This window comes from Lysinibacillus odysseyi 34hs-1 = NBRC 100172, from assembly GCF_001591965.1.
In the GTDB taxonomy this organism is placed as follows: Bacteria; Bacillota; Bacilli; order Bacillales_A; family Planococcaceae; genus Lysinibacillus_B; species Lysinibacillus_B odysseyi.
Genome location: NZ_BCVX01000007.1, coordinates 1 through 12,593, shown reverse-complemented (window position 1 = coordinate 12,593; position 12,593 = coordinate 1). Strand labels below are relative to the sequence as shown.

The 12,593-nt window shown below is 34.6% G+C and carries 15 protein-coding genes; 11 read left to right on the top strand and 4 right to left on the bottom strand.

The genetic code is table 11. The features are described 5' to 3' along the window. Nucleotides 1–32 precede the first annotated feature (32 nt). Entirely contained in the window at nucleotides 33–266 is a 234-nt protein-coding gene (locus BOD01S_RS12305; RefSeq protein WP_036158871.1) for a hypothetical protein, read from the bottom strand. A 388-nt stretch (nucleotides 267–654) separates the two neighbouring features. On the opposite strand from BOD01S_RS12305, the gene BOD01S_RS12295 reads away from it, so the two are divergent. The 5 genes from BOD01S_RS12295 to BOD01S_RS12275 all read left to right on the top strand — a co-directional run bounded on the left by BOD01S_RS12295 (nucleotide 655) and on the right by BOD01S_RS12275 (nucleotide 4,871). Then, nucleotides 655–1,101: a hypothetical protein gene (locus BOD01S_RS12295; protein WP_036158867.1), complete on the top strand. Its 447-nt coding sequence runs from the start codon at nucleotides 655–657 to the stop codon at nucleotides 1,099–1,101. Nucleotides 1,102–1,307: 206 nt separating this feature from the next. Beyond that, entirely contained in the window at nucleotides 1,308–1,811 is a 504-nt protein-coding gene (locus BOD01S_RS12290; protein WP_036158865.1) for a DinB family protein, read from the top strand. 213 nt (nucleotides 1,812–2,024) lie between these two features. Beyond that, the gene (locus BOD01S_RS12285; protein WP_036158863.1) at nucleotides 2,025–2,225 is read left to right on the top strand and encodes a hypothetical protein; all 201 of its coding nucleotides are present in this window, start codon (nucleotides 2,025–2,027) and stop codon (nucleotides 2,223–2,225) included. A gap of 375 nt (nucleotides 2,226–2,600) precedes the next feature. After that, the gene (locus BOD01S_RS12280; RefSeq protein WP_036158861.1) at nucleotides 2,601–2,987 is read left to right on the top strand and encodes a spore coat protein; all 387 of its coding nucleotides are present in this window, start codon (nucleotides 2,601–2,603) and stop codon (nucleotides 2,985–2,987) included. Nucleotides 2,988–4,298: 1,311 nt separating this feature from the next. Further along, nucleotides 4,299–4,871, top strand: a complete 573-nt coding sequence (locus tag BOD01S_RS12275) for a DUF5067 domain-containing protein (RefSeq protein WP_036158859.1) — start codon at nucleotides 4,299–4,301, stop codon at nucleotides 4,869–4,871. Between the two features lie 780 nt (nucleotides 4,872–5,651). Here the strand turns inward: BOD01S_RS12275 and BOD01S_RS12270 are convergent. Both BOD01S_RS12270 and BOD01S_RS12265 read right to left on the bottom strand, forming a co-directional pair. Further along, nucleotides 5,652–6,521 (bottom strand): hypothetical protein, encoded by an 870-nt coding sequence (locus tag BOD01S_RS12270; protein WP_036158858.1) that lies wholly within the window; start codon nucleotides 6,519–6,521, stop codon nucleotides 5,652–5,654. After that, nucleotides 6,514–7,020, bottom strand: coding sequence for a sigma-70 family RNA polymerase sigma factor (locus BOD01S_RS12265; RefSeq protein ID WP_322786811.1), 507 nt, complete (start codon nucleotides 7,018–7,020; stop codon nucleotides 6,514–6,516). Before BOD01S_RS12265 ends, BOD01S_RS12270 begins: the two co-directional genes overlap by 8 nt. A 770-nt stretch (nucleotides 7,021–7,790) precedes the next feature. Between BOD01S_RS12265 and BOD01S_RS12260 the strand changes: the two genes are divergently transcribed. Beyond that, on the top strand, nucleotides 7,791–8,006 hold the full coding sequence (locus BOD01S_RS12260) for a hypothetical protein (RefSeq protein WP_036158854.1): 216 nt from the start codon (nucleotides 7,791–7,793) through the stop codon (nucleotides 8,004–8,006). Here the strand turns inward: BOD01S_RS12260 and BOD01S_RS22990 are convergent. After that, entirely contained in the window at nucleotides 7,981–8,211 is a 231-nt protein-coding gene (locus BOD01S_RS22990; protein WP_143815025.1) for a hypothetical protein, read from the bottom strand. The genes BOD01S_RS12260 and BOD01S_RS22990 overlap by 26 nt on opposite strands. A gap of 454 nt (nucleotides 8,212–8,665) precedes the next feature. Here BOD01S_RS22990 and BOD01S_RS24000 point away from each other — a divergent pair, with 454 nt between their 5' ends. The 5 genes from BOD01S_RS24000 to BOD01S_RS12230 form a co-directional block, all read left to right on the top strand. Continuing rightward, nucleotides 8,666–8,803, top strand: a complete 138-nt coding sequence (locus tag BOD01S_RS24000) for a hypothetical protein (RefSeq protein WP_407656001.1) — start codon at nucleotides 8,666–8,668, stop codon at nucleotides 8,801–8,803. A 374-nt stretch (nucleotides 8,804–9,177) separates the two neighbouring features. After that, nucleotides 9,178–9,735: a putative glycolipid-binding domain-containing protein gene (locus BOD01S_RS12250; protein ID WP_052124999.1), complete on the top strand. Its 558-nt coding sequence runs from the start codon at nucleotides 9,178–9,180 to the stop codon at nucleotides 9,733–9,735. 932 nt (nucleotides 9,736–10,667) lie between these two features. Continuing rightward, on the top strand, nucleotides 10,668–11,015 hold the full coding sequence (locus BOD01S_RS23330) for a hypothetical protein (protein ID WP_036158847.1): 348 nt from the start codon (nucleotides 10,668–10,670) through the stop codon (nucleotides 11,013–11,015). A 465-nt stretch (nucleotides 11,016–11,480) separates the two neighbouring features. After that, complete coding sequence (locus BOD01S_RS12235; RefSeq protein ID WP_052124998.1) at nucleotides 11,481–11,930, top strand: hypothetical protein; 450 nt, start codon at nucleotides 11,481–11,483, stop codon at nucleotides 11,928–11,930. A 247-nt stretch (nucleotides 11,931–12,177) separates the two neighbouring features. Further along, the coding region (locus tag BOD01S_RS12230) for a damage-inducible protein DinB (RefSeq protein ID WP_156475392.1) at nucleotides 12,178–12,593 on the top strand (416 nt) is incomplete at its 3' end.

The following is a 12,593-nucleotide window of genomic DNA, read 5'->3' as shown; positions in this document are numbered from 1 at the left end:
TTATCATCTGTAGCTTATAAAGGTGCTGTCCCTTACTTTGAAGATTGATTCATCTGTTGATTGTGCTGTGGAATGGGGTGGGAAGAATCGTTCATCTGCTGGAAAGGCTGTGCCATTTGCTGCAAAGGCTGCATCATTTGCTGTGCGTTCTGCATATTCAATTTATTTGAAATATCTTTTGTAAACTGTTTAAGAGTACCATTCTGCATTCCTTTAGCGATACCCCAAATAGCTGCTCCGATTACGCCCAATGTAAGGAATCTCATTACGCAAAACCTCCTTTTCGTTAATAATGAATGTTGAAACAGGTTTAGTATTGGGCATCAGACTAAAACTATACTGAGCATTTTCGTTCAATTGCCACCTATCAATATGGCCGCTTCCTTTGGTACAATTTACATAAAATACATAATGGGAGATGCTTCAATTGACGAAATTCGGCAAATTCTTTTTTATTACTTTCTTTATAACACTGCTTACTTTTACAACATTTTGGGATTATTTTAAAAATGATAGTTGGGCTTTACTTGAAAATTCTTTTTACTCTTTATGTGTCACAATTTTTTTATTCATGGCGATATTGCTACGTAGAAGGAAAAAATCTGCAGATAATTAGCTTAGAATAGTATAAAAAAAGATTGGCTGGTGCTGACGATGAGTTGGAAAGAAGTAAAAAATAACGAGGATGTTGGAAACTTACTAAATACTTTTGGAAACTTTCATGATAGTTGTTTAAAAGAACTATATATGTCGACAGGCAGCTATGTTAATGAAAGCCTATCTATGTCTATATCGGTTAATCTTGATACTACAATCCGTATTCTTTTTCAGCGGCAATACGCTAATCCCTCAGCGATTGAATTATTATTTGAAGGAGTAACACAATTCTGTATTTCTCCCAGTCCTAAAAATCATGATTCCATCATTTATGAAGCAAAAATCCTGTTTGAGGATGACAGTTTTCATTGGACTGACAACATTGACTGGTATCCTAATAGAGGTATTTCCCCAGTTAACTTGATTTCCGCCCAACAACTAAAGTGGAGAGATGTTAGTTCTTGGATGGGTAATCAACAACGATATGGTTGGAGTAAAGAATAGTAAGCTTTTTTTCACTATTTATACGTCAAGTAAAAATGAATTTCTATATCCCCTTTCAAGTTTTTTACTTTATAAAAGGCCGCTGCCAAGTACACGACTTTTTTATTGCTCATTTTCAAAATTTCCGGCCAGTTCTATTCCCTACTATGAAGAGTATAATTGGCTATAGATGCTCGGTAAGAAAAATTTTTGCTAGGAGGATTTTTATGTTCCAAACTTTAGATCATTTTTTAGCAACTTGGGAGTTCGAAGCCAATGCTACTCAAAAATTGCTGAATACCCTTACTGATGAATCGCTGAAACAAGAAATAACTACAGAAAACTGGACTTTAGGACGTATTGCTTGGCATATAGTTACTGCTATCCGTGTTATTACCTTAAATACAAGCTTAGCGTTCGAAGCCCCGGCTAAAGATTATCCTGTACCAGCTTCCGCTCAATTTATAGCAGATAGTTATCTTCAAACCAGCACCGCATTTATACAGGCCCTGAAAACACAATGGAATGACAGCATAATGGGTGAAAATATTGAATTTCTAGGTCAACAAATACCTAATGGTTCACTGTTAATGTTTTTACTCCAGCACCAAAGCCACCATCGCGGCCAAATGACAGTTCTTATGAGACAAGCTGGATTAGACGTCCCAGGTATTTACGGCCCGTCTAAAGAAGAATGGGCAAAATATGGTATGGATGCTCCTCAGATGTAACTAAAAATATCACCCTCCTTTTTCATGCCATCTTCTCCACAGCTACTATAACTTTTAACTGCTTATAATAAAATACTGGTACAGGATGAATTCAAAAAGCCTGATTGTATGCTAGACCAAATTTGCTGAACCATTTAAAAAATAGGGAGCCACAGCCGATTCGCCAAGATTTCTATGTTAATATTTGTATATATTACATAGAGAGGTGAAACTATGGGAAACGAAAAATTAGTTTGTAAAGCTTGTGGCAGTGATACTTTTACAACTGGACAAGTTGGCGGCACTAGCAGTCAAGGTAATATAAGGCCAATAGGCTCCATAATGGCCGTAGGATCCCCGCTTATTATGACTTTTTGTAAAAGCTGTGGAGAAGTTGCTTCAATCAAAGTTGAGAATCCTAAAAAATTCAAATGATATTTCTGTTAAGGGTTACTTCTTTTGGAGTGACCCTTTAATAATATCTTTTATAGAAATGTTACGTGTGGGTGCTAGCTTTCAACGTTGTATAAACTTTTATTTTCTTTTAAAAGATATGCCATTATTCTGGTCGATTTTCAATTAGTAAATCGGCTTTTTTTATTTTTCCATCAACTTACATCTTTTTTAACGCTCTTCTAATTAAATATTTGCTCTGGCCGTTTTAAGTAGCTGTCTAATCGTTTTTAGATTAAAAGCTAATCTCCCCAGAATAATTAATAGGCATCTAAGATATTCGTCTATAGCTTTTTCCTGCTGGTGAATAATCTATGAAGGTAAGACAAAACAATACAGAAAGGAGAAGGCTAATTTATGCCAAGCCAAGGAAATAATAAACAAGCTCCACAAAAAGCTGAAAATAATCTAGAAGTAAATCAATATCAGGATCAAGGATTATTTATTCGTAACTCTCATACTGTCGATGTAACACAAACTGAAGTTCAAGGGCTTGTGTTAGTTCAAGCGGCCTTGCAAGCTGCTATCGAAGCTGCAATTGTAGTACTAGGTTCAAATGATAATGCTGATGTAAAAAATCTTCAAAAAATAGCACAAAGTTTAGAAGTTACACAGGCCGAATCACAAAGAGTTGCTATTATTGACTCTGACGGAATTACTGTTAGACAAACAGAAGTTCAAATTGACGTAGTAGTTCAAGCAGCAATCCAATTGTTAGCTCAATTAGTTTTAAGAATTGGTTAAAAAGGAGCTTACCCTTTAATCAATACACTACTAATTGATCTTAAGAGCCATCCTACAAACTATGTGGGATGGCTTTTACCCTTTTTAATAATTCACAAATATTTCTGCTGTTCTTGCTCAGCATATTCAGCAAAAAAAATATGTATTTCTAACATTCAACTTTTTTCTTCTAACCTCTCCATTACATCATTTATTTCTCCACTATGTAATTAACTTTAATCCATTTCTTGGGTCCATTTGTTTATATACCTTTCAATATAAAAGAAATTATTTCTTTATAGGTATATCACCAACCATATTCCTTTTATTGTTCATAAAATATTTACGAGAAGACTAGTCTTGTCGTAAATACACTGGAAAGGAGGGCTAAAGATGTGCAAACAATGTAGGAAGAAGCAACGTAGTCATCCTCCTAAACGCCACCATAAAGGGAGACGTCCTGCTAAACATCACCATAAAGGGAATCATTCTACTAAACATCGCTGTAAAGATAGTCATCCTCCTAAACACAATTGTAAAGGGAGAGCAAATTAAGTTAATCAGGGACTCTCCTTTATGGAAGAGCCCTTTCTTTTTTCTTTATTCCCCCTTAAGTTTCAAATGCGCATCTTCTTGAATTTCGGCCCTATGACATCAAATATGCAGCCGACTAACTCCCCCATTCATTTGTTACCTCAGATTATGTAAATACTGCTCTCCTACTACCAGTTCCCCCTTGTGAATTGCCACGACTAAAGCCTAGCTGAATAATCCTATAACCTGTAAGGAAAGTTATATTTACATCCGATTATTTTCTAAACATGTACACCTTTAGTTGTCGTTTAACATAACGAGTGTATCTTTTGAATAACGATAAAATACTCAAATTGAGGTATACCAAGAAAATTTCTATTAAATAGCAGATACAACTTCATCTTTTGATGGGTCTCGTATTATAGTGGAAGTATTATTAAGGAAATTTTTATTGTATTATGGTTCCTCGAATTCGCTGTTTTACTGACTTCAGGAAGAAATACAATTTGAGTCAGTATGTATTTTTGTATATCCTTGCATTATAGTTTGGGGTACATTTTGTGTACAAGCTTTGATCTATAAGTTTTGCCCCTTGGCTCTGTTTACGTTTTCCCGCCTTATCAAATTTCATTTTTATCCTCCTTTTTATTTCATCTTAGACAATGTAAATATTCCTCTAAAATCAAATTTCAGCATTCTTTTATTATTAATTTTATCTATAAAATTTATAAATGATATTAATTAATCAATGATTTCACTTATAATTAATTGTAAAATATTACTAGAGAGGATGATTTTATGAAAAAACTAATTTTTAGGGCAGCGATTGTCTCAGCATTGATGCTGAGTGCATGTGGAGAAGAAGAAAAAGAAACTTCTAAAAAAGAGTCACCCGCTTCCGAGGATGTAGCAGAAACACAAACAGGAACAGAAAAAGAAGCTACTGAGGAATCAAAGGATGTTTATTTTAAAGATAACGAGGCGAAATTAGTCGATTTAAAAATAAACATTACTGAAACAAAAGTAATTCAACCTGGTGAAGTAGGTAATGAATACGGAGAAAAACCGGTATTCGCTATTTGGTACAATACTACAAATCTAAGCGATAAAGAGATCGATCCAACTACTGCTTGGGTTGTTGTCTTCACTGCAATTCAAGACAATAATCCAAATTCAGTCAACGAGTTAGAAGTTGCTGGTCTGCCAGATGACCGATTTTTAGATACGCAATTAGAAAATATTAAAAAAGATGGTACTGTAGAGAATGCCGTTGCGTATGAAATGGATGATTTAGAAACTCCGATTACATTAGTTGCAAACCAAGGTATTGGGGGCGATGAATTAGGTCGTCAAGATTATGAAATCAAATAATGTATAAGACCTCCCGATAATAATGGGAGGTTTTCTATTTTCTGTAATCAGGTTTTATAAAAAACTTCCCTAGCAACCGCTCCATTTCTTTCATGAACCAGTTTCTGAGAGCTATGTTTGAATATGTATAACGGTGTGTCTCACCTCTTAGTAGTATAAGATATTCCGTAAACATCCCATCATTAGTACTAGAATCGATCTTGCAGCCACTTTTGGAGAGGTCCTTTTTAATCTTTAGAATATTATAAAAAATACTCTTAGTTTTCTCTTCATTCTTCCATAACCGATGCCATTTTTAAAATGGCCCGCTGCGCTTTGTCGTGCTCTAGTGTTTGGAGCATAAGTTCCAAAATGATTAATTAATATACAATTGATTTCAATTCAAAGATATGTCGCATATGTACACTTCCAATCGTTTTACATCTACTTTAATTCCAGAACATTCATTCCCTTAATACATTACCTTATATAGTAAAGCCCCCACATTAATCTGTGGAAGGCCCTTTTTTATGCATTTTATCACTGGATAATCTGTATTAAAGTATTTAATAAATAAAGATTAAAGAGGGGGAAGAAAAATTAAGGGTAAATTTACATGATCTTTACTCTGGTGTTTATTTGGTAAATGAGGATTATACAGTATTTTCCCGCCCCACTTCATTACACATCCCAGACTGACCACCCAGCTGCGTCGCTGCCACTACCCATAATTATATGGATAAGATTTGAAAATAAATATAGACCTTCTATTCGCAATCGCCACCATATTAAAAGATTCGTTTACTTTTCAATCATGGACAGTAGTACATTTTCCATTTCTTCTTTTGTCAATGCATATGCCATTATTATGACTTTGTACCGTTTTTCCGGCACTGTTACCCTCATACCATTCACCGGCCATTCTTCCTTAGAGGGAACATAATCAAACTGAAATCCCTTTAGAAAATAGGATTCAGGATTTCTGAAAAAATCAGCCTTTTCTATGTCAACCTGTTGGTTTATTCTCGTCTGTTGTGTTGAAAATATAGCCTCCCCATTGCTGTAATCAAATGAAACAATTGGTTCTTCACCCTTATTGACAATGGAAAAGCCTTTGTCAACTTGTTTATATCCCTCAGGTATATGTGTTGGTTTTGTAATGCTGTAACTTGCAAACTGTTGGGCTTCGATCAGTGCAAATTTATTTTCGTAAGATTTCTGTAATTCACCAATTTGGTGTAACCTCTTTGCTTCTTCCTCATCAGGCTCTCTATTTTCATTTTGTACCTTACTCCATATTTTTGATTGCTCCTCAAATAATCGGCTATACTTATTAAACTCTTCTTCTGTCAAATTCTCTTTTGCTATTATCATATGTTGTTCAAAGAAATCTATCTCCTCTTCACTCTCATTGGGATAAGCTTGCATTAAATTTCCCTTCGAACCAAATAGTTGACTAATTAATGATTGAGCTGCATCTGCAATGTATGAACCACCAATAGTAAAACTTGCACCAATAATCATCACCGAAGCGACTGAACCAAGTATCCATTTAGGGTGTCTTTTCTTTTTCCTTTTTTCCATTTTTGCTTGCTTAACCCCTAATACAGCTCTATTATTTAATTCTTTCGGAATTTCAATTTTCTCCAATTCCCTTTTTATGTTATTCACAAATACCAGTCTCCTTAAAATCTTTTCGTAGTTTTTGTAATGCACGATATAAAACTGACTTTGCCGTTCCCAAAGGGATATTCAATAAATCCGCAATTTCTTTAAATGAATAACCTTGGTAGAATTTTAAAATTACCACGCCTTTTTCATCTTCATTTAACCGATCAAGTAATTCTTGGAGGGTTATCGAAAGAGAAACATCTTCATCAACTGAACCAATAAACTCTTCATCCTCCGGTTTTAATAGAATTACCTTTTTATTTTTTCTAACAAATTCAATTGCACAATTGATGGCTATTTTGATTAACCACGTCTTGAAATATTCAGGCCTTTTCAATGTATCTATCTTTTTAAATGAACGGTATGCTGTCTCCTGAACTACATCCAAAGCGTCATTTTGATTTTTCACATAAGTGAAAGCTATTCGGTATATATCTTCTTGGTATTGTTGAAAAAGCTTGAGGAATGCTTGATCATCCCCTTTTTGTGCTTTTTTTATTAAACGGATTATGGCTATTCTTCCTTTCTATGTATGCCTTATATCTATTAGACAAATGAAAACCTGTTTTGGCCTAAATAATTTTAAATTTTCTCTTTTTATTAAACTTTCCTATTTTACTAACCCTGTTAGCGTAACAAGAAACAACTATATTTGTACCATACTCACACCAGTTGAAATACATAAGGAATTCAAACAACATGTTCAACTTAAAAGTTACGATTTTAATTTTGTAAACAGAACTTCTTGAATTTTCACTTGAAATTGTATACGGATCGAGGCACTCGTAAAATATTAGCTAAATACTCAGAGGAAGTAACGCTTGCTCAAAATCTGTCTTCACACAAGCTTACGCTTAGAGAAAAAAATTGCGATAAAGTGCACAATCAGTCAAAAAAAGCGCTGCTAAATCGTATTTCAACAATTACTTTGATTTAGACTTTTTACACGAGTTAAAACATTGGATTATAAAAAGTGCAAGATGAATAAATACAAAAAAACCCGTTACCAATTAAAGTAACGGGTTATCTTTCATGCCTTCTCTTTTTGTCTTTGTAAAATTTGTACAGCATCATATCCATATTGTTTATTTATCTCTCCCAGTATTTCTTCATCTATCATGGGGATATATTCATCCTTACTAAAAAATAATAAGTAAATAATTTAATGTAGAGAGCCGTATCCAATGTGCCACGGCTTTTTTGCTGCCACTTTACAAAGACCATTCATTTGGTATAAATTGTTTACTAAACCAAGAAGGAGTGTTGTTTATGGCACATGAAACGTTAACAATAACAGCTGGATTAATTAAGACCGGTCAAACAGTTAAAGTAACTATTGAAGGCGAATCTCAAATGCCTTTTTGGAATGATGATTTGAAAGTTACTGCTATCCTTTCACTACTAAATTTCATTGATATTAAGCATTATCATGAAGCTTACCATGAAATTATCAAAACCGCTAAAGCAGCTTTTGGTATGGACTAGTTCGAATTTGATGAATAACCAACTTTTTAAGGAGATTTCGAATCGGAGTAGACTCCTTATACAATTGATCTAACAACACCGGCACACGCTTCCCACTAACCTTCACAATCCCGTGCCCAACCTCAATCTTCCAAATCGTCGACCTGGCAAGGACGATCATCGATTGTAAGGATGCTGCCCTTTTCCACGTAATTGGTCTTGCCATCTAATACTTTCGTAAATGCCTTTGACTTTAGGGTATTTCCCCCGCGCTTGTATGCAAATCACATACGGACACCTACTCCTTTCTTTTCTCGAATTGTTCAATAAAAATTTATGCATTTCTAACATTCAACTATTTTCCCCAAAATTCTCAATTACATAATTTGTTTCTACACTATTTAATTGACTATGATCATTTCTTATACACATTTCAATACAAAAGAATTTTTTTCTTTATAGGTATATCACCAACTTTATTCCCTTTATAGTTCATAGTATATAAAGTAAGACTAGTCTTATCTTAAATATGCTAAAAAGGAGGGCTGAAAATGTGCACTCAATGTAGGAACAATCAAAGTATTCGTCCCACTAATAATCGGTGTAAAGGTTGTATTTGTAACCAGTTAAGACGGTTACCTAGACAAACTGAAGTAGATGTCTTCTTAAAAGGCGGGCAAGTGCTAGAAGATGTAGTCTTTATTTTCCTAGATCGGAATAATTGCTGTGCTTTCTTTACTGATCAGGAAACAGAACCTGGTTCAACTCTTATAGTAGACTGCCAAGATATCCAAGCTCTTCGAATTGAAGCAGATTAAGATAGTCAGGGGCTCTCCTTTATGGAAGAGCCCTTTCTTTTTTCTTTACTCCACTTTAAGGTTTTTACAACCGGCACAAACTTACCCCTAACGTCTTCAAAAGCCCTTTCCTGACTTCAATCTTGCGAATCGTCACTACCTGGCACAGCTGATCATCGATTGTAAGGTTGCTACCATTTTCAACATATTTGATTTTGGGTTATCTTCACCGCGTTTGTACGCATAAGCCATAGGTACACCTGCTCTCCTGCTTTTTCCAAAAGTTTTATCTACGTACCATTCATGGAATATGACACATCTATGTTTTCTGTAAACTTTTTTATTAAATGCTATAATAAGGTAATACAGTTACCTATCTAAAAGGGAGTGCAAGCATGATAAAAAAGACAATTATTTGGGAAAGTACTCAAATCTTCAGTACAGAATATATGGAAATCTTTTTCTCAGAAAACTCTATAGAGGTTTCCGGTACTGTAATTAGGTTAGAAAATAATATTCCTTCCAAAAGTCATTACACAATTTCATTAGATCCTCACTGGGTAGTAAAGCGGCTACATATAGAAAATAGTTACAATAATAAAGAACTCAATATATTATCTAATGGTAAGGGCGATTGGTTTACGGAGAATGGTGATGAAATCCTTGAATTAAAAGGAGCAATTGATATTGATATATCGTGTACCCCTTTTACTAATTCCTTGCCTATTAATCGTATGAATTGGAGTAAAAATGTACCTCATTATTTTGAAATGACCTTCATTAATGTTCCGGACTTAACTTATAAAAAAGTTAAACAAAGGTATGAATTACTGGACGACGTTAACAATAAAAGAAAATTCAATTACAAGAGCGGTACATTTGAATCCATTATCGAGGTAGATTCTGACGGCCTAGTTACAGACTATCCTCAGTTGTTTAAAAGGCGCTTTTAATACTTTTATGTTTCTTATGCTCCGATTTCCTTACCGCCTAAAAACCAGTTCTTGCTCTTTGGCAGCTTTTCAGCATACTTCAAATCCATCACGATCAACGCCATTTCGATTGGTTTGATCCGTAGTTTGTTGCAAATGCACTCAGGATCATATCCCTTGTTCCAGAGCTCTAGCAGCTTATGAAGTATACTAGCCGGGAAATTGAGGCGCCCATCATTATGCGCCTCTCCCAGAAATAGAAATTGCCGCCCTCCCTTTTTCCTACCACCATCCGGTCCGAAAAATTATGAATCATGCCTGACTCCTCAATCTTCATCTGGAAAGGACGCGTATTGCGGATACAATAACCCTTACTAACAACTTCAAAATTCAGCACTCCATTGTGAATAATCTTTCTCGGTCCTTCCTCGATTACATTCTTAAAAAGAAATCTTTTCAACCTCATTTAATCTGCCCCTGTTTTGATATGAAACTCTCTATCCAAGCCGTAAACAAATGGATAGAGTGATATTTTCATCAACTTTCCTACAGTTGTGTGTTTAACTTATCAAACATCTTTTGTCATTCAGCTTCAAAATCTTAAATAGGTGCTGTAACAGAAGTTAGTCCAGAAGTCGATTTTTCCTACCTATGCTCACCAAACCATTCAACAACTACTTTCTGACAAGCATGTTTATAAGGTGTGTTATGCTGCTGTTGCTCCTGGGCTTCGAATTAGGCCCTTAATGCCTCAGCTTGCTCGACTGTTTTAATCTTTTTATTAGCCCATTTTTTTCAAGATGCCTTCAACATAGCTCCAGCTGACTTTGTTACTTTCGATGGCTAATTGCATTGCTTATACAACTAGCTTGTATAATACGCCCTTAATCTAATTTAGGCCTGTGAAATGAATGATGGAAGAAAAAATACCAAATCCCTTTTACTCATAAAAATTGAATGAATCATTTTTTGAACGTCTACTTCTTCAACAACAGGCGCAGCTAATTTTGCTTATTTTTGTCTTTTTAGGTAAGCTTTTTACCTTTAGTGAATCAATAAAGTTACACCTTGGAATTACCAGCTCTCAAACTTGGCTTAAAATTACATCATCTATTCTCAACTCTTTAACTTTTCTGACCCTCTTTCCATCTCCCTTTATTAGATTTTTTAAGGGAGATAAATTGGGGATAAAACGCTTTTATTTACTTCCCTATTCTTTCACCTTAGAGCCGATTAAGGTACATATAAAAAAATATTTGGAGTTATTTTTTGATGATCATTATTTTCCGGCTAAGGAATAAGCCGATATTTTTTAAAAACTAACCCTCTAAATACATTTTAAACGTCACTGTTGCTTCATTTCGCTCCCCCCATGGTATAGTGGAAGTATTATTAAGGAACTTTTTATTGTATTATGGTTCCTCGAATTCGCTGTTTTACTAACTTCAGGAAGAAATACAATTTGAGTCAGTATGTATTTTTGTATATCCTTGCATTATTGTTTGAGGTACATTTGGGGTACAAGCTTTAACTAAAAGTCTTGTACCCCTTCTCCTTTAAATTGCAGCTTATCCCTCAACAAGAGAAATCTCTTTCCTCTATTTATCTAATCCTATTTACATATAAAAGAAACTCGTTAAAACGAGGTTTTTGAATCAAACAATATATCGAATTATCCAAAATATAAAAATTCCATTTAGTATAAATAAACTCACGATGTCTTTAATCCTAATTAAAGGTGAAATAAACCTAGAAAGGATGATTATGTGAATAAAATAATTTTTAGTGCAGCTATCGTATCAGCTATAATGTTTGGAGCTTGTAGTGATGAGAAAGATACTGCTCCTAAAGAGGACACGCCGGTTGAAGAAACAAGCAAGGGAACTGAAGATAAATCCGATTCCTCTACACAAGAAGAATTGAATGCTAAATTAAAAGAAGAAACAACAGCCATCGATTTTGTAGCTGCTAATGGTGGAGAAGTAGCAGAGAATACAAAAGTGAAAGCGCAAGGTGTCATAAAGGTTATTATATCTGAAGGCGTTGGAGGAGAGTTTATGCTTACAACCACTGAAGGTGAAGGGTTTGGTGTATATACCATTGTAAATTTATCAATGACAGAAATTGTTGAAGGTGATGAAGTTACAATATACGGCACTTTTGCTGGCAAAGATGATTTAGGTATGCCGAAGATTATTGCAACAATTATTGATTAAAAAATATGCCCTCCACAATCAATATGTGGAAGGCTCTTTTTAATGAATATAATCCTTGGTAGAATTGCTCCTACTCTATTGCTCTTTGTACGTGTTTTTTATTTCTGTTTTCCTCAATACACCAAAACAAGCCCATTACCAGTCCAGGTACAGGGCTAGATTGTGAAATACGGAAAGATTTTTTAAAAAAAGAAGGAAACATCAATTTTTAATAGAATGTAAGCATTTTAACTAGAGGAGGATGATCTTGTTGGAGAGAAAAGTTTTACTGGTATCTTCATTACCAGAATATGAAGAAGAGATTGGCCGATTGCTATGGTGTTTAGAGGATGTTCGACGTACTATCATAACTAGATTAATTGGAATCAGCCAAAGTTTAATTGACAGGAAATTAGGTGAAAGGCAATCAATTGGGACTCTTTTGTATCACATTGCATTGATTGAGGCAGATTGGTTATATGCAGAAGTACTTGAAACAGATTGGGATCCTGAAATTAGCGCATTATTTCCTTTAGAACATCGAACTGACGGCAATTTATCTCACTTTGAGGGAGAAAGTATAGAGGAACATTTTTACCGCCTTAATAAGGTACGTGAAGTATTTCTTTCCCACTTCCGTTCAATGGACCTATCCGATTGGCGTAAACCGAGAGTACTTGAACA